General features: G+C 64.8%; 13 protein-coding genes. 9 read left to right on the top strand and 4 right to left on the bottom strand.

Annotation, left to right across the window (positions count from 1 at the left end; genetic code table 11):
* Positions 1-37 precede the first annotated feature (37 nt).
* The 3 genes from ngg to mnmC form a co-directional block, all read right to left on the bottom strand.
* Entirely contained in the window at positions 38-1,783 is a 1,746-nt protein-coding gene (gene ngg, locus ACLEJP_RS08865; protein ID WP_440805619.1) for an N-acetylglutaminylglutamine synthetase, read from the bottom strand.
* A gap of 3 nt (positions 1,784-1,786) precedes the next feature.
* Positions 1,787-3,574 (bottom strand): N-acetylglutaminylglutamine amidotransferase, encoded by a 1,788-nt coding sequence (locus ACLEJP_RS08870; protein ID WP_440805621.1) that lies wholly within the window; start codon positions 3,572-3,574, stop codon positions 1,787-1,789.
* Positions 3,575-3,741: 167 nt separating this feature from the next.
* The gene (mnmC, locus tag ACLEJP_RS08875) at positions 3,742-5,706 is read right to left on the bottom strand and encodes a bifunctional tRNA (5-methylaminomethyl-2-thiouridine)(34)-methyltransferase MnmD/FAD-dependent 5-carboxymethylaminomethyl-2-thiouridine(34) oxidoreductase MnmC (protein WP_440805623.1); all 1,965 of its coding nucleotides are present in this window, start codon (positions 5,704-5,706) and stop codon (positions 3,742-3,744) included.
* 127 nt (positions 5,707-5,833) lie between these two features.
* Here mnmC and pap point away from each other — a divergent pair, with 127 nt between their 5' ends.
* On the top strand, positions 5,834-7,327 hold the full coding sequence (gene pap / locus ACLEJP_RS08880) for a polyphosphate:AMP phosphotransferase (RefSeq protein WP_440805625.1): 1,494 nt from the start codon (positions 5,834-5,836) through the stop codon (positions 7,325-7,327).
* Between the two features lie 192 nt (positions 7,328-7,519).
* Entirely contained in the window at positions 7,520-8,485 is a 966-nt protein-coding gene (locus tag ACLEJP_RS08885; protein ID WP_440805626.1) for a DMT family transporter, read from the top strand.
* Positions 8,486-8,549: 64 nt separating this feature from the next.
* Here the strand turns inward: ACLEJP_RS08885 and ACLEJP_RS08890 are convergent, their stop codons facing one another.
* Positions 8,550-9,944, bottom strand: coding sequence for a class II fumarate hydratase (locus ACLEJP_RS08890; protein ID WP_225776759.1), 1,395 nt, complete (start codon positions 9,942-9,944; stop codon positions 8,550-8,552).
* A 155-nt stretch (positions 9,945-10,099) separates the two neighbouring features.
* Here ACLEJP_RS08890 and ACLEJP_RS08895 point away from each other — a divergent pair, with 155 nt between their 5' ends.
* The 7 genes from ACLEJP_RS08895 to ACLEJP_RS08925 all read left to right on the top strand — a co-directional run bounded on the left by ACLEJP_RS08895 (position 10,100) and on the right by ACLEJP_RS08925 (position 17,925).
* Positions 10,100-10,624: a DUF2059 domain-containing protein gene (locus ACLEJP_RS08895; RefSeq protein WP_225776760.1), complete on the top strand. Its 525-nt coding sequence runs from the start codon at positions 10,100-10,102 to the stop codon at positions 10,622-10,624.
* Positions 10,625-10,634: 10 nt separating this feature from the next.
* On the top strand, positions 10,635-10,931 hold the full coding sequence (locus tag ACLEJP_RS08900) for a BolA family protein (RefSeq protein ID WP_225776761.1): 297 nt from the start codon (positions 10,635-10,637) through the stop codon (positions 10,929-10,931).
* Between the two features lie 209 nt (positions 10,932-11,140).
* Positions 11,141-12,073: an oxygen-dependent tRNA uridine(34) hydroxylase TrhO gene (gene trhO, locus ACLEJP_RS08905; RefSeq protein ID WP_225776762.1), complete on the top strand. Its 933-nt coding sequence runs from the start codon at positions 11,141-11,143 to the stop codon at positions 12,071-12,073.
* A 3-nt stretch (positions 12,074-12,076) separates the two neighbouring features.
* On the top strand, positions 12,077-12,709 hold the full coding sequence (locus ACLEJP_RS08910) for a DsbA family protein (RefSeq protein ID WP_440805628.1): 633 nt from the start codon (positions 12,077-12,079) through the stop codon (positions 12,707-12,709).
* The gene (locus ACLEJP_RS08915; RefSeq protein ID WP_440805630.1) at positions 12,702-14,534 is read left to right on the top strand and encodes an ABC transporter ATP-binding protein; all 1,833 of its coding nucleotides are present in this window, start codon (positions 12,702-12,704) and stop codon (positions 14,532-14,534) included. Before ACLEJP_RS08910 ends, ACLEJP_RS08915 begins: the two co-directional genes overlap by 8 nt.
* A 118-nt stretch (positions 14,535-14,652) precedes the next feature.
* A complete protein-coding gene (locus ACLEJP_RS08920; RefSeq protein WP_440805632.1) occupies positions 14,653-17,109 on the top strand; it encodes an EAL domain-containing protein in 2,457 nt (818 codons plus the stop codon).
* Between the two features lie 30 nt (positions 17,110-17,139).
* Complete coding sequence (locus tag ACLEJP_RS08925; protein WP_225776766.1) at positions 17,140-17,925, top strand: TenA family transcriptional regulator; 786 nt, start codon at positions 17,140-17,142, stop codon at positions 17,923-17,925.
* Positions 17,926-18,038 lie beyond the last annotated feature (113 nt).

Genomic DNA, 18,038 nt, shown 5'->3' on the forward strand with positions numbered 1-18,038 from the left:
GCCTTTTCGCGGCTTAGCCGAAGAGGCCGGCACGGGTTCACGCCAAAGGCCGGCTATGCGGAAACAGCAGGTCGATGAAACGCTCGGCGGTCGGCTGCGGCTCGTGGTTGGCCAACCCGGCCCGCTCGTTGGCTTCGATGATCACGTACTCCGGCTGCCCGGCATCGCGCACCATGAAATCCAGCCCCACCACCGGGATCTCCAGCGCCCGCGCTGCCCGTACGGCGGCCTCGGCCAGCGCCGGGTGCAGGCGTTCGGTCACGTCTTCCAGGGTGCCGCCGGTGTGCAGGTTGGCGGTGCGCCGCACGTTCAAATGCTGCCCTGGTGGCAGCACATCGTCGTAGCCATGGCCCGCCGCGCCGAGGGTGCGTTCGGTCTCTTCATCGAGCGGAATCTTGCTTTCGCCGCCAGTCGCCGCCTGGCGACGGCGGCTCTGCGCCTCGATCAGCTGGCGAATGCTGTGCTTGCCGTCACCCACCACCTGCGCCGGGTGGCGAATGGCGGCGGCCACCACTTCATAACCGATGACCACGATGCGCAGGTCATGCCCGGCATGGAAGCTTTCCAGCAATACGCGGCTGTCGTACTGGCGCGCATGCTCGACGGCGCGGGTGATGTCCTCGATCGTGGTGAGGTTGACCGCGACACCTTGGCCCTGCTCGCCATCGACCGGCTTGACCACCACCGCGGCGTGCTCGTCGAGAAACGCCAGGTTGTCGTCGGCGTTGCCGGCCAGCTGCTGTGCCGGCACCTTGAGCCCGGCGTTATGCAGGGCCTGCCGGGTCAGGCGCTTGTCCTGGCACAGGGTCATGGTGACGGCGCTGGTCAGGTCGCTCAGCGATTCCCGGCAGCGAATGCGGCGCCCGCCGAGGCTGAGGGTGAACAGCCCGGCAGCGGCGTCATCTACCTGCACCTCGATACCCCGGCGCAGCGCTTCGTCGACGATGATGCGGGCATAGGGGTTGAGGTCTGCCTGCGGTCCGGGGCCGAGAAACAGCTGCTCGTTGATGCCGTTCTTGCGCTTGACCGCAAAGGTCGGCAGGTTGCGAAACCCTAGTTTCTGGTACAGGCGCTTGGCCTGGCGGTTGTCGTGCAGCACCGACAGGTCCAGGTAGGCCAGGCCGCGGCTCATGAAATGCTCGATCAGGTGGCGTACCAGCACTTCGCCGACACCGGGGCGGGTGCAGTGCGGATCCACCGCCAGGCACCACAGGCTGCTGCCGTGCTCGGGGTCGTCGAATGCCTTGGCGTGGTTCAGGCCCATGACGCTGCCGATGATCGCGCCGCTGTCTTCGTCCTCGGCCAGCCAGTAGACCGGGCCACCCTGGTCAAGGGGGGTGAGCAGCTCGGGGACGACCGGCAACATGCCGCGCGCCTGGTACAAGGTGTTGATGGCCTGCCAGTCACCGGGGTTCTGCGCCCGGCGTACGCGGAAGCCGCGGAACACCCGCTGCGCCGGGCGGTAATCGGTGAACCACAGGCGCAGGGTGTCGGACGGGTCGAGAAACAGCTGCTGTGGCGCATGGGCCAGCACCTGCTGTGGCGCAGCCACATACAGCGCGATGTCGCGTTCGCCCGGGCACTCGCCGAGCAGGTCCTCGGCCAGCCGGGCCGGGTCGGCGTAGGTGTGGCCGATCAGCAGCCGGCCCCAACCGCAATGTACGGCGCGCGGCTGGTCGTGGGGTTGGCTGCCATCGCCGGCCAGGCGTGCCTGCAGGCGCTCGTAGGAAGGCGCCTGGCCGCGCAGCAGGCGCTGGCCGTAAGCAGTTTCGTGGGCTTTCATCGATCAGAGTCCTTGTTCGGTCAGCCACAGGTTCAGTGCCGCCAGTTGCCACAGCTTGGAGCCGCGCAGCGGGGTCAACTGGCCGTGCGGGTTGTTCAGCAGGCGGTCGAGCATGGCCGGGTTGAACAGCCCCCGGTCCTGGCTGGGGTCGGTCAGCAGTTCACGTACCCAGCCAAGGGTGGCGCCTTCCAGGTGCTTCAGGCCTGGCACCGGGAAGTAGCCCTTCTTGCGGTCGATCACCTCATGCGGGATCACCCGCCGTGCGGCCTGCTTGAGTACCTGCTTGCCACCGTCGGGCAACTTGAAGCGCGCGGGAATGCGCGCCGACAGCTCCACCAGGCGGTAGTCGAGGAACGGCGTGCGCGCCTCCAGGCCCCAGGCCATGGTCATGTTGTCCACCCGTTTGACCGGGTCTTCCACCAGCATCACCGTGCTGTCCAGGCGCAGGGCCTTGTCCACCGCATCGGCGGCGCCGGGGCGGGCAAAGTGTTCGCGGACGAAGTCGCCCGCTGCATCGGTTTCCAGCAGCCAGGAGGGTTGCACGGTGTCGCGGTATTCGGCGTGGCTGCGGTCGAAGAAGGCCGCACGGTAGGCGCTGAAGGCGTCCTCGGCGCCGTCCACCTGTGGGTACCAGTGGTAGCCGGCAAACAGTTCGTCGGCGCCCTGGCCGCTTTGCACGCCCTTGCAATGTTTCGCCACTTCCCGCGACAGCAGGTAGAAGGCGATGCAGTCGTGGCTGGCCATCGGTTCGCTCATGGCGCGGAACGCCGCCGGCAGTTGTTCGATGATTTCGTGTTCGGCAATGCGCAACTGGTGGTGGCGGGTGCCGTAGTGCCGGGCGATCAGGTCGGAGTACTGGAACTCGTCGCCGCGTTCGCCACCAGCGTCCTCGAAACCGATGGAGAAGGTCGACAGGTCGTCCACACCTGCTTCGCGCAGCAGGCCGACCAGCAAGCTGGAATCGACCCCGCCGGAGAGCAGCACGCCCACATCCACGGCGGCACGTTGGCGAATGGCCACGGCCTCGCGCGTGGCATCGAGCACGCGGGTGGTCCAGCCTTCGAGGTCCAGCTCGCGCTCGTCTGGCGTGGCGCCGTAGTGCAGCTGCCACCAGGTCTGGCGTTCCACTTCGCCGTGGCGGTCGACGCGCATCCAGGTGCCGGGCTCGAGCTTCTGCACGTTGGCCAGCAGGGTGCGTGGCGCCGGTACCACGGCGTGGAGGTTCAGGTAGTGGTTGAGGGCCACCGGGTCGAGCACCGGGTCGATGTCACCGCCCTTGAGCAGTGCTGGCAGGGTCGAGGCGAAACGCAGGCGCTCGCCATTGCGCGACAGGTACAAGGGTTTGACACCCAGGCGGTCGCGGGCGAGGAACAAGCGCTGGTTGTCGCGCTCCCAGATGGCCAGGGCGAACATGCCGTTGAGCTTTGGCAGCAAGGCGGCGCCCCAGGCGTGGTAGCCCTTGAGCAGCACCTCGGTGTCGCCGTCGGACCAGAAGGTGTAGCCCAGCGCCTGCAACTCCTGGCGCAGTTCGGGGAAGTTGTAGATGGCGCCGTTGAACGCCAGCGACAGGCCCAGGGTGTTGTCGACCATCGGCTGCGCCGAGCCGTCGGACAGGTCCATGATTTTCAGGCGCCGGTGGCCCAGGGCAATCGGGCCCTGGCTATGGAAGCCCCAGGCATCCGGGCCGCGCGGCGCCAAGTGATGGGTAATGCGCTCTACCGCAGCCAGGTCGGCTGGGCGAGGGGCTTGGTCGATGGGGGTGAAACGCAACTCTCCTGCTAATCCGCACATAGGTCCTTACCGGTTTTTCCGTTGGGGAGGGAGTGCCCCGGATTAGGGCACTTGAAGGAACTGACCTGTGCGGTTTGTGAGAGTTTTAGATCGATCTGTTATATACCAGCGCTTCCTTTGTGAGCGCTGGCTTGCCGGCGATGGGCTGCGCAGCAGCCCCGGTCCGCTCATTTGCCTCGAATCAACCTGCGCAAGGCAAACCGGTTCGGATGACAAGCCTCCGCCACTGCCCGCGGCAACGGCAGCGGCTCGCCGCATACCCAGGCGGCCACCAGCTCGCCACTCAGCGGTGCGGTAACCAAGCCCCGCGAGCCATGCCCGCTGTTCACATACAGGCCACCCAGCCACGGGCAGGGCACCTCGGGCACCTGCCGCGCATCGCGGCCGAGCACCGCATAGGCTTCGCTGAACGCCAGGGCATCGGCCATCGGGCCGACGATCGGCAGGTAGTCGGGGCTGGTGCAGCGGAACGCCGCGCGCCCGTGCAACTGTGCCGGGTCCAGGCCGGCGGTGCCCAGGCGCTGGGCCAGGTCGGGGGAAATTTCATCCAGCAACGCCAGGTTGCCTTGGTGCTCGGCCACCGTCGGCGCCAGGTCTTCGCTATGAAAGTCGAAGCTCGCGCCCAGGGTATGTTCATCGTCGCGCGGTGGCGCCACATAGCCCTCCGCACACACCACGGTGCGCAGCGCGCGGCTCCCGGCGGTGGCCGGCAGGCGGGTGATCTGACCGCGGATGCGCTTGAGCGGCAGCTGTGCGCACGGCTCGAAGCGCCGTACTTCGGCGGCCCCGGCCAGCACCACCACGGGGGCGCTGGCCAGCAGCCGTTCGCCGGCCCAGGCCTGCCATTGTTCACCGACCTTGCGCAACTCCAGCACTGTCTGGTGTGTCAGCAAGCGAATGCCAGGGTGCTGTAACTGCTGCTGACACAGCGCCGGCGGGTGGACCCAGCCACCCTCGGGATAGAACAGCCCACCGGCCGGCAACGCCACACCGGCCATGGCTTCGGCTTCATCACGCTGGAGTGGCTGCAAAAGGTCAGGGGCGAAGGCCGCTGCCAGTTTGCCCTGGCGCTCGGCTTCCTTGCTGTCGAAGGCCAGTTGCAGCACGCCACAGGCATCCCAGTCGCGGCCTCGCTGCAGGCGCTCCAGCTGGCGCCGGGTGTAGCCGAAACCGGACAGGATCAGCTGCGACAGTGCTGTGCCATGGGCAGACAGCTTGAGGTAGAGCACCCCTTGCGGGTTGCCTGACGCTTCCCGTGCTGGCCCGTCGTGGCGTTCCAGCACGGTCACCTGCCAGCCACGTCGGGCCAGGCTGGCGGCGCTGCAACTGCCGGCCAGCCCGGCCCCGATGACCAGCGCCTCGCGTGGCCCCGCTACGGCCTCCGGGCGGGCATACCAGGGCGGGCTGGCGCTGGGTGCAGCGCCGACATAGGCGCCGTTCATCACCTCCCACTTCTTGCCGATGCCCGGCACCTTCTTCATTGCAAAGCCGGCGTCGACCAGGCTGCGGCGTACCCAGCCGGTGGTGGTGAACGTACCCAGCACGGTGCCGGGGTGCGACAGCCGCGCCAGCTGTGCGAACAGCGCCGGCGTCCACATGTCCGGGTTCTTGGCCGGGGCGAAGCCGTCGAGGAACCACACATCGACCTGCGCATCGAGTTGCGGCAACTGTTCCAGCACGTCACCAATCAACAAGGTGAGGGTGACCCGCCCATTGGCAAAGGTGAACTGTTGGTAACCTGGGTGCAGCGCCACGTACTGCGCCAGCAGCGGTTCGCTGTAGGACGCCAGCTCTGGCCACAGGCGCACGGCGCGGGCCAGGTCGTCACGGCCGAGCGGGTACTTCTCGACGCTGACGAAATGCAGGCGGGCCTCGGCGCCGGCCTGTTGCTCGAACAACTGCCAGGCGCAGTAGAAGTTCATGCCGGTGCCAAAACCGGTTTCACCTATCACCAGGCAGGCGTGCGGGGCGAGGGCGGCGAACCGTTCTGCCAGGCGGGTTTGCCCGAGGAAGACATGACGGGTTTCCTCGACGCCTTCATTGACCGCGAAATAGACGTCGTCATATTGCCGCGAATGAGGGCGGCCCTGGTCGTCCCAGTCGATCTGGGCGTGCTGGAGAAGGGTGGACATGGTTGGCTCGGTTGCAGCGGATGGGCGGATTTTAAGCTATCCGGGCGGTTTGCACAGGCTGTGCCGAGCGCTTCGCGGGCATAAATGAAATCCGCTAGTCTTGCTTATCCATTGAAGGAGCCAATGCATGTTCGAATCTGCCGAAATCGGCCACAGCATCGACAAGGAGGCTTACGAGGCCGAGGTGCCCGCTTTGCGCGAGGCCTTGCTCGAAGCCCAGTACGAACTCAAGCAGCAGGCGCGCTTCCCGGTGATCGTGCTGATCAACGGCGTCGAAGGCGCCGGCAAGGGCGAGACAGTCAAGCTGCTCAACGAGTGGATGGACCCGCGGCTGATCGATGTGCTCACCTTCGACCAGCAAACCGACGAGGAGCTGGCCCGGCCTCCGGCCTGGCGCTACTGGCGGGCGCTGCCACCGAAGGGGCGGATGGGCGTGTTCTTCGGCAACTGGTACAGCCAGATGCTCCAGGGGCGGGTGCATGGCCTGTTCAAGGACGCGGTGCTGGACCAGGCCATCACTGGCGCCGAGCGGCTCGAGGAAATGCTCTGCGACGAGGGGGCGCTGATCATCAAGTTCTGGTTCCACCTGTCCAAGAAACAGATGAAGGCCCGCCTCAAGGCACTGAAGGACGACCCCTTGCACAGCTGGCGCATCAGCCCGCTGGACTGGCAGCAGTCAGAAACCTACGACCGCTTCGTGCGCTTCGGCGAGCGCGTGCTACGCCGCACCAGCCGCGATTATGCACCCTGGCATATCATCGAAGGTGTCGACCCCAACTACCGCAGCCTGGCGGTGGGGCGCATTCTCCTGGAAAGCCTGCAGGCAGCCCTGGCCAACGACCCCAAGGCCAAGCACCGTGGCAACGTCGCCCCGCTGGGCCGCAGCCTCGACCAGCGCAGCCTGCTCGGCGCGCTGGACATGACCCTGCGCCTGGACAAGGCCGACTATCAGGAGCAGTTGGTCACCGAGCAGGCGCGCCTGGCTGGCCTGCTGCGCGACAAGCGCATGCGCCGGCATGCCCTGGTGGCGGTGTTCGAAGGCAACGACGCTGCCGGCAAGGGCGGTGCCATTCGCCGCGTGGCAGCGGCGCTGGACCCACGCCAGTACCGCATCGTGCCAATTGCCGCACCCACTGAAGAAGAGCGCGCGCAGCCTTACTTGTGGCGGTTCTGGCGGCACATTCCGGCGCGTGGCAAGTTCACCATCTTCGACCGTTCCTGGTATGGCCGGGTACTGGTGGAGCGGGTGGAAGGCTTCTGCAGCCCGGCCGACTGGATGCGCGCCTACAGCGAAATCAACGATTTCGAGGAACAGCTGGTGAATGCCGGCGTGGTGGTGGTCAAGTTCTGGCTGGCGATCGACCAGCAGACGCAGCTGGCGCGCTTCGAAGAGCGCGAGCAGATCCCGTTCAAACGCTACAAGATCACCGAGGATGACTGGCGCAACCGCGAAAAGTGGGACGACTATGTGCAGGCGGTAGGTGACATGGTCGACCGGACCAGCACCGAGATCGCGCCGTGGACGCTGGTGGAGGCCAACGACAAGCGCTGGGCGCGGGTGAAAGTGTTGCGCACGCTCAACCAGGCACTTGAGGCGGCATTTGCCAAGGACAAGAAATAAGCGAAATCGTTGCTGCCTGTTCTGGCCCTTTCGCGGTCCCGCCCGCGAACAGGCCAGAGCCGCTACCACGCCTTCCCAGCCATGCCGCAAAAGAATGACCTGATGAATTCTTTTCTCGGCACTTGCGCCCGCCCCAGCCCTCCAAGCCTTTAGAATTCAACCACCCCCACCACGGGCTTGATCGAGGACTTTATGCACACCACTTCCGGCCGCTGGGGCTATGGCCTGTGCCTGGCACTTCTGACGGCGTTGCTCTGGGGCATCCTGCCGATCAAGCTCAAGCAGGTGCTGCAGGTGGTCGACCCGATAACGGTCACCTGGTACCGCCTGCTGGTTTCCGGTGGCCTGCTGTTCGCCTGGCTGACGGCCCAGCGCCGCCTGCCGTCCCTTCGCAAACTGACGCCCAGGCGCAAGGGGCTGGTGCTGGTGGCCGTGCTCGGCCTGATGGGCAACTATGTACTGTACCTGATCGGCCTGAACCTGCTGAGCCCGGGCACCGCGCAACTGGTGGTGCAGCTCGGCCCGGTGCTGTTGCTGGTGGCCAGCGTGTTCGTGTTCCGCGAACGTTTCAGCCTGGGGCAGGGCATGGGCTTGCTGATCCTGCTGGCGGGGTTTGCTCTGTTCTTCAACCAGCGCCTTGAAGAGCTGCTGACTTCGCTGGGTACCTATACCACGGGGGTACTGACCATCCTGCTGGCCACCACGATCTGGGTGTTCTACGCGCTGAGCCAGAAACAGTTGCTGACCGTGTGGAATTCGCAGCAGGTCATGATGGTGATCTACCTCGGTTGCGCCGCGTTGCTCACGCCATGGGTACACCCACTGCAGGCGTTGCAGCTGAGCCCGGTGCAGGGCTGGCTGTTGCTGGCCTGCTGCCTGAACACCCTGGTGGCCTATGGCGCATTTGCCGAGGCGCTGGCTCACTGGGAGGCATCGCGGGTGAGTGCCACGCTGGCGCTGACACCGCTGGTCACCTTTGTCGCGGTGGCCTTGGCGGCCTTGCTGTGGCCTGACTACGTACAGGCGGAGGACATCAACGCCCTGGGTTACGTTGGGGCGGTCACGGTGGTGCTGGGGTCGGCGCTGGTGGCGCTGGGGCCTTCACTGGTGGCGAGCTGGCGGGCGCGAAAATTCCGCAAAGTCGCGCGCTCTGTATAGGCGCGGCCTTGCGTCGCGATGGGCTGCGCAAGGCCGCTCCTGCAAGAGGCGCGGTGTCTGGATGTCAGCCTTTTCCTCCTGGGGCCAGCATGTTCTCCGGCCGCACCCACTGGTCGAATTGCTCGTTGGTCAGGTACTTCAACTCCAGTGCCGCCTCGCGCAAGGTCTTGCCCTCGCCGTAAGCCTTCTTGGCAATTTCCGCTGCCTTGTCATAGCCGATATGCGGGTTCAGTGCCGTTACCAGCATCAACCCGCGCTCCAGGTGTGCCGCCATCTGCTCGGCATCCGGCTCGATACCCGCCACGCAGTGCTGCTGGAAGTTACGGCAACCATCGGCCAGCAGTTCGATCGACTGCAACAGGTTGTGGATGATCACCGGCTTGAACACGTTCAGCTGCAAATGGCCCTGGCTGGCGGCAAAGCCGATCGCCGCGTCGTTGCCCAGCACCTGGCAGGCCAGCATCGACAATGCCTCGCACTGGGTCGGGTTGACCTTGCCCGGCATGATCGAGCTGCCGGGTTCGTTGGCCGGCAGGCGTACCTCAGCCAACCCGGCGCGTGGGCCGGAACCCAGCAGGCGCAGGTCGTTGGCAATCTTCATCAGCGCCACTGCCAGGGTCTTCAAGGCGCCGGCCAGGCTGGTCAGCGGCTCATGCCCGGCCAGGGCGGCGAACTTGTTCGGTGCGGTGACGAACGGCAGGCCGGACAGCGCCGCCAGCTCGGCCGCGATGGCTTCGGCGAACCCATGCGGGGCATTCAGCCCGGTGCCCACGGCAGTGCCGCCCTGGGCCAGTTCACAGACCGCCGGCAAGCTGGCGCGGATGGCGCGCTGGGCGTAGTCGAGCTGGGCGACGAACGCGGACACTTCCTGGCCGAAGGTGATCGGCGTGGCGTCCATCATGTGCGTGCGGCCGGTCTTTACCAGCTGGTGGTGACGCGCCGACAGCTCGGCCAGCCCCGAGGACAGTTCGGCAATGGCCGGCAGCAGCTTGTCGTGTACCGCCTGCGCCGCAGCAATGTGCATGGCGGTGGGGAAGCAGTCATTGGAGCTCTGCGAGCGGTTGACGTGGTCGTTGGGGTGCACCGGCACCTTGCCGCCACGGCCCTTGCCGGCCAGCTCGTTGGCCCGCCCGGCGATCACCTCGTTGACGTTCATGTTGCTCTGGGTACCGCTGCCGGTCTGCCACACCACCAGCGGGAACTGGTCGTCGTGCTGGCCAGCCAGCACCTCGTCGGCAGCCTGTTCGATCAGCCGGGCGATATCGGCCGGCAAGTCGCCATTGCGGTCGTTGACGCGTGCGGCGGCCTTCTTGATCAGCGCCAGGGCGTGCAGCACCGCGATGGGCATGCGTTCCTTGCCAATGGCGAAGTTGATCAGCGAACGCTGGGTCTGCGCACCCCAGTAGGCGTCCTCAGGAACTTCGACCGGGCCCAGGCTGTCTGTCTCGATACGGCTCATTCTGTACGCACTCCTGTGTAGTTCGAAATCGCAGTTTAGGCCCTGATTCGACCGAGCGGTTCCGTCGCTCGTCGTGCCACTTGAGCACATCGCCACCACGGCGCAGAATGCTCTACTCTGAGGTACCTGCCTCTGTCTCTTCTGAAGGAAATGCAATGACCCGTCTCCGTGTCCTTTGTGCCGCCGTTGCCCTGGCTTGCGCCAGCGGCCAGGTACTCGCTGCCACCGCCAGCCACAATGCTGCTGCCGAGAAATTCCTGACCCTGGCCAACGCCGACAAGCTGGGCACCCCGGTGTACATGCAGGTCCAGCAGATGTTCGCCCAGCGTTTCGCCCAGACCAAGGCCCCGGCTACCAAGCAGTCGGTGCTGGAAAGCTACCAGGCCAAGGCCAACGCGGCGCTGGACAACGCCATCGGCTGGAACAAGCTGAAGCCGAAGATGGTCGACCTGTACACCCAGACCTTCACCGAGCAGGAGCTCAAGGACCTGGTCAAGTTCTATGAATCGCCGCTGGGCAAGAAAGTGCTGCGTGAAATGCCCAAGGTCACCCAGCAGTCGGCCCAGCTGACCCAGCAGAGCCTGGAGCCTGCGGTGCCGGTGGTGAACAAGCTGCTCGACGACATGACCAAGGAACTGGACCCGAACGCCGGCAAGGCCGCCGCCCCGGCGAAGAAGTGAGCACGCCGCGATGACCATGCAGCAGCGCATCGAACAGCAGCTGGCCGCCCTGGCGCCGCAACACCTGCAAGTGCTCAACGAAAGTCACATGCACAGTCGTGGTCAGGAGACCCACTACAAGGCAGTGATCGTCAGCGAGCAGTTTGCCGGGTTGAACAGCGTCAAGCGCCACCAGAAGGTCTACGCCACCATGGCTGAACTGATGGGCGAGATCCATGCCCTGGCCATCCATACCTACACAGCCGAGGAATGGGCCAAGGTCGGCGTGGCACCGGCCTCGCCGGTGTGCGCGGGCGGCGGGCACTGAAACCATTCTGTTGTTCTGGTAGAATCCTGCCAAATCCGGGGGCCGCTTTGCGGCCCTTTTGCGACACGAGGCCGCGCCTGCAGGTTATGTGACTTTCCTGCAGGCGCGGCCTCGTGTCGCGAAAGGGGCGCAGGGCGCCCCCATGCTTTGTTACACCTGTCAAACCCGGTCCGCCCCTTACGAGGGCAACCACCTGGAGATTCTGCGTCATGTCCCAACCCATCGTCGTCGCGGCGTTGTACAAGTTCGTCACCCTGGAAGACTACGTCGAGCTGCGTGAACCGCTGCTCAAGACCATGCTCGACAACAACGTCAAAGGCACCCTGTTGCTGGCCCACGAGGGTATCAACGGCACTGTCTCGGCCACCCGCGAAGGCATCGACGGCCTGCTGGCCTGGCTGCGCAACGACCCGCGCCTGGCCGATGTCGACCACAAGGAATCGTACTGCGACGAACAGCCGTTCTACCGTACCAAGGTCAAGCTCAAGAAAGAGATCGTCACCCTCGGCGTACCCGGCGTCGACCCCAACAAGGCAGTCGGCACCTACGTCGAGCCCAAGGACTGGAACGCGCTGATCAGCGACCCGGAAGTGCTGCTGATCGACACCCGCAACGATTACGAAGTGGCCATCGGCACCTTCAAGGGCGCCATCGACCCGAAGACCGAGACCTTCCGTGAGTTCCCCGACTACATCAAGGCCAACTTCGACCCCAGCAAGCACAAGAAGGTTGCCATGTTCTGCACCGGTGGCATCCGTTGCGAAAAAGCCTCCAGCTACATGCTCGGTGAAGGCTTTGAGGCGGTCTATCATCTTAAGGGCGGCATCCTGAAATACTTCGAGGAAGTACCTCAGGAAGAAAGCCTGTGGGACGGCGACTGCTTCGTCTTTGACAACCGGGTCACGGTGCGCCATGACCTGAGCGAGGGCGAATACGACCAGTGCCACGCCTGCCGCCATCCGATCAATGCAGAGGAGCGCGCGTCCGAGCACTATTCGCCAGGGGTCAGCTGCCCGCATTGCTGGGACACCCTGAGCGAGAAGACCCGGCGTAGCGCCATCGACCGGCAGAAGCAGATCGAGCTGGCCAAGGCCCGCAACCTGCCGCACCCGATCGGTTACAACTACAAAGCCGAGGCTTGATGCATGTCCGCGCGCCTGATCTATGTGATGGACCCGATGTGCTCCTGGTGCTGGGGCTTCGCACCCGTGGCCGCGGCCCTGATCGCCCAGGCGCGTGAAGCAGGCGTGCCCACCCGCCTGGTCACTGGCGGCTTGCGCACCGGTGGCAGCGCCCTGGACAGCGCCACCCGCGAGTACATTCTCGAACATTGGCAGGCGGTGGCCGAAGCCACCGGCCAGCCGTTCCGCTTCGAAGGGGCCATGCCCGACGGCTTCGTCTATGACACCGAGCCGGCCTGTCGGGCCCTGGTCACTGCCCGCGAGCTGGACGCCGAGCGCGTCTGGCCGCTGCTGGCGCTGATCCAGCGTTCGTTCTACGAGCAGGGCGTGGACGTGACCGTTGCGCCGCATCTGGTCGATCTGGCCGAACAGTCAGGCTTCGACCGTGCCGTGTTCGCCGAGGCCTTCACCCGTGCCGACACCCGCGCCGCCACTGCAGCCGATTTCAGTTGGGCCCAGGACCTGGGCATTGCCGGTTTCCCGACCCTGCTGGCCGAACGCAATGGCCAGCTGGCCCTGCTGACCAACGGCTACCAGCCGCTGGAACGCCTGCAACCCTTGCTCGGCCGTTGGCTGCAGCAGGCCACCTGTGCTTGATGTGCCTGGGTCACCCGACCCGGTGCCGGGCAAGCCTCACACTGCGGCCGATCGACTGAGCTGGGCGGAAATCCGCCGCCTGGCCCTGCATCACAAGAAGAACCTCTGGTCCGCCAACCTCATCGCTGTGCTGGCAGCCTGCTGCAGCGTGCCCATCCCGTTGCTGCTGCCGCTGCTGGTGGACGAAGTGCTGCTGGGCCAGGGCGATGCCGCGCTGAAGTGGATGAACCACCTGCTGCCGTCCAGCTGGCAGGTGGCGGCCGGCTACATTGGCCTGATGTTGCTGCTGACCCTGTGCCTGCGCCTGGCCGCCCTGGCGTTCAACGTGACCCAGGCCAGGTTGTTTGCCGGCTTGGCCAAGGACATCGTCTACCGCCTGCGCATTCGCCTTATCGAGCGGCTGAAGCGCATTTCGCTGAAAGAATACGAAAGCCTCGGCAGCGGCACGGTGACCACCCACCTGGTCACCGACCTGGACACCCTCGACAAGTTCGTCGGCGAAACCCTCAGCCGCTTCCTGGTGGCCATGCTGACCCTGACCGGCACCGCGGCCATCCTGATCTGGATGCACTGGCAGCTGGCCTTGTTGATCCTGCTGTTCAACCCGCTGGTCATCTACTTCACCGTGCAGTTGGGCAAGCGCGTCAAGCACCTGAAAAAGCTCGAGAACGACAGCACCGCACGATTCACCCAGGCGTTGGCGGAAACCCTCGATGCCATCCAGGAGATCCGTGCCGGCAACCGCCAGGGCTATTTCCTCGGGCGCCTTGGCCTGCGCGCCCGCGAAGTGCGCGACTATGCCGTGGACTCGCAATGGAAAAGCGACGCCAGTGGCCGCGCCAGTGGCCTGCTGTTCCAGTTCGGTATCGATATCTTCCGCGCCGCGGCGATGCTCACCGTGCTGTTTTCCGACCTCTCGATCGGCCAGATGCTGGCGGTGTTCAGCTACCTGTGGTTCATGATCGGCCCGGTGGAGCAACTGCTCAACCTGCAATATGCCTACTACGCCGCCGGTGGTGCGCTGAGCCGTCTCAACGAGCTGCTGGCGCGTGCCGACGAGCCGCAGTACGCGGCCGCCAGCGACCCGTTCGCCGGTCGCCAGACGGTCGGCATCGAAGTGCGTGACCTGCGCTTTGCCTATGCCGAAGAGCCAGTCCTCGAACACCTCGACCTGTGCATTGCGCCGGGCGAGAAGGTGGCAATCGTCGGCGCCAGCGGCGGTGGCAAGAGCACCCTGGTGCAACTGTTGCTGGGCCTTTATAGCGCCCAAGCCGGCACTATCCGCTTCGGCGGTGCCAGCCTGCAGGAAATCGGCCTGGAAACCCTGCGCGAAAACGTCGCGGTGGTGTTGCAGCACCCGTCGCTGTTCAACGACAGCGTGCGCGCCAACCTGACCATGGGTCGCGATTGCAGTGACGAGGCCTGCTGGCAGGCACTGCGCATCGCCCAGCTGGATGCCACTATCGCCGCCTTGCCGCAGGGCCTGGACAGTGTGGTGGGGCGCTCCGGCGTGCGCTTGTCCGGTGGCCAGCGTCAGCGCCTGGCGATTGCCCGCATGGTGTTGGCCGAGCCCAAGGTGGTGATCCTCGACGAAGCGACCTCGGCCCTGGATGCCGCTACCGAGTACAACCTGCACCAGGCCCTGGCGCGTTTTCTCAGCGGCCGCACCACCCTGATCATCGCCCACCGCCTGTCGGCAGTGAAGCAGGCCGACCGGGTGCTGGTGTTCGATGGCGGGCACGTGGCAGAGGATGGAGACCACCAGCAGCTGATTGCAGAAGGCGGGTTGTATGCCAAGCTTTATGGGCACCTGCAACAAAATTGAACTTGTACAATTTCGCCGATCTTCTGTCATGAAAAACCCAACCACAGCGATGGCATATGGCCTACGCTGTGCTTGTCTGGGTTGATCTGCGCCTTATCTGCTCTGTGACAGGGACTCCATGAAGGGACATCGCACTCTAGAAGCGCCAAAGCTGCTCGGCATCACCTGGCCCTTCATCGCCGTTGTGGTCTTCCAGGTGGCCCTGGGCAGCGTCAGTTTCTATGCGCTATCGGCCGTGCGCGCCTATGTCGCGGGTGAAAGCCTGTGGTCCAAGGCGCAGAAAGACGCTATCTATTACCTCGACCTGTACGCCGAGACCCGCGACGACATTACCTACCAGCGCTACCGCCAGGCAATAGCCGTGCCCCAGGGCGACCAGCGCGTGCGCGAAGTGCTCGACCAGCCCGTTCCCGACCTGGATGCCGCGCGCCAGGCCGTGCTGCAAGGCGGCAACCACCCCGACGATGTCGAGCGGATCATCTGGTTCTATCGCAACTTTCGCAACCTCAGCTACATGCAGACGGCGATCGACTACTGGAACATCGGCGACGACTACCTGGCCAGGCTGGACCTGCTCGCCGTCGAAATGCGCAGCAAGTTTGCCGCTGGCCCGGTAGACGCCCGTACGGTCAGCGAATGGAAGGCGCGCATCGTCACCATCAACGAAGGCGTGACCCCGGCTGCCAAGGCATTCAGCGATGCCCTGGGCGAAGGCTCGCGCATGCTGTTGCGGGTGCTGCTGATCACCAACCTGGTGACGGCACTGTTTCTGATTGCCATTGCCTGGCGCCGCTCCAGCAAGCTGCTGGCCCAGCGCGAGGCCTTTGCCAGTGCACTGCAGGTGGAAAAAGAGCGGGCGCAGATCACCTTGCAGGCCATCGGCGACGCGGTGATCACCGCTGATGTGGAGGGCAGTATCGGCTACATGAACCCTGCCGCCGAACAACTGACCCACTGGCAGGCGGCCCAGGCCCAGGGCCTGCCGTTGTCGGCATTGTTCAGTCTGGTGGACGAGCAGGCCGCAGAGGATGGCCGCAGCCTGGTCGAGCAGGTACTCAGCGGCAGCCTCAAGGGCGGCGCCGAGCATGCCCGGCTGATCCAGCGCCTGGACGGCAGTACCGTGTCGATCAACCTGGTCGGTTCGCCCATCGTCAATGACGGCCAGGTCAGCGGCATCGTGCTGGTGCTGCATGACATGACCCAGGAACGCCAGTACATCGCCAACCTGTCCTGGCAGGCCACCCACGACGCCCTGACCGGGCTGGCCAACCGCCGCGAGTTCGAATACCGCCTGGAGCAGGCGCTCAATGACCTGGCGCGCCAGGCCGGGCGGCATTCGCTGATGTTCCTCGACCTCGACCAGTTCAAGCTGGTCAACGACACCTGTGGGCATGCCGCTGGCGATGAATTGCTGCGGCACATCTGTGCCGTGCTGCAGTCCGGCTTGCGTGAAGGCGACACCCTGGCCCGCCTGGGCGGTGACGAATTCGGCGTGCTGCTGGAAAGTTGCCCGCCCGACCAGGCCGAACGCATTGCCGAGCAGTTGCGCCAGCTGGTGCAGAGCCTGCACTTCGTATGGAAAGGGCGGCCGTTCGTCACCACCGTCAGTATCGGCCTGGTGCACATGGCCCAGGCCCCGGGTACGCTGGAGGCCTCGCTGCGCGCAGCTGACATGGCCTGCTATATGGCCAAGGAGAAGGGCCGCAACCGTGTGCAGGTGTACCACGCCGACGACAGCGAGCTGTCCATGCGCTTTGGCGAAATGGCCTGGATCCAGCGTTTGCATGTGGCGCTGGAGGAAAACCGCTTCTGCCTGTACGCCCAGGAAATCGCCCCGCTGAAAAGCTTCGAAGGGCCGGGCCATATCGAGATCCTGTTGCGCCTGCACGACGAAAGCGGTCGCACCATCCTGCCCAACAGCTTCATACCGGCGGCCGAACGCTATGGCCTGATGACCGCGCTGGACCGTTGGGTGGTGCGCAATGTGTTCCAGGTCATCCGCCAGTGCCTGGACCAGGAGCGGGAAGGGCCGCTGTCGATCTGTGCGATCAACCTGTCGGGGTCGAGCATCGGCGATGACAAGTTCCTCGAATACCTGCAACGGTTATTCGTCGAATATGCCATCCCGCCGCGGATGATCTGCTTCGAAATCACCGAAACCAGCGCGATTGCCAACCTCGGCAGCGCCATCCGCTTCATCAACGAATTGAAGGGGCTGGGCTGTCGCTTCTCGCTCGATGATTTCTGCGCTGGTATGTCATCGTTCGCCTACCTCAAGCATTTGCCCGTGGATTACCTGAAGATCGACGGGAGTTTCGTCAAGGACATGCTCGACGACCCGGTCAACCGGGCAATGGTCGAGGTCATCAATCACATCGGTCATGTAATGGGTAAGCGCACCATTGCCGAGTTCGTCGAAACACCCTTGATCGAGCAGGCCTTGCAGGAGATTGGCGTTGATTACGCCCAGGGCTACCTGATTGAACGCCCCCAGGTGTTCACCTGTGACAGTCTGCAGCGCCAACGGATCGCCACCCGGCCTCTGTTGCAGCGGGCACCTGGCACGTTTCGTTAGCTAGTGATCGCAAGGATCAAGGAGCTCAAAGTGATTGATGCATTCGTTCGTATCGGCCCTCTGATGGACCCTGCCAGCTACCCCCAATGGGCCCAGCAACTGATTGAGGATTGCCGCGAAAGCAAGCGCCGGGTCGTGGAACACGAGTTCTACGCACGGTTGCGTGATGGCCAGCTGAAGCAATCGACCATTCGTCAGTACCTGATCGGTGGCTGGCCGGTGGTGGAGCAGTTCTCGCTGTACATGGCGCACAACCTGACCAAGACCCGTTATGGCCGGCACCAGGGCGAGGATATGGCGCGGCGCTGGCTGATGCGCAATATCCGCGTCGAGCTCAACCATGCCGACTATTGGGTCAACTGGGCCCAGGCGCATGGCGTGCATCTGCATGAACTGCAGGCGCAGAACGTACCGCCCGAGCTGAACGGCCTGAACGACTGGTGCTGGCGCGTGTGTTGCACCGAAAACCTGGCGATCTCCATGGCGGCGACCAATTACGCCATCGAAGGCGCGACCGGAGAGTGGTCGGCGGTGGTGTGTTCGACCGACACCTATGCGTTGGGCTTTGCGGAGGATGAACGCAAGCGGGCGATGAAGTGGCTGAAGATGCATGCCCAGTATGACGACGCGCACCCGTGGGAGGCGCTGGAGATCATCTGCACCCTGGCCGGCGAGAACCCGACTCTGGGGCTGCGCACCGAACTGCGCAGGGCGATATGCAAAAGCTATGACTGCATGTACCTGTTCCTGGAACGCTGCATGCAGCTGGAAGGCCGCCAGCAGGGTCACATGCGCCCGGCATTGGTGGCGGGGTAAGGCCCGGGCCGCTGCGCAGCCATTGCGGCAAGGCCGGTCCTGCAGGGTGGGGCGAACCCCTGCTGGACCGGCCTTGTGTAGCGATGGGCTGCCGGCCAGCCGCGGCAACCCGT

It is taken from the genome of Pseudomonas sp. SMV7, assembly GCF_052041995.1.
Taxonomy (GTDB): Bacteria; Pseudomonadota; Gammaproteobacteria; order Pseudomonadales; family Pseudomonadaceae; genus Aquipseudomonas.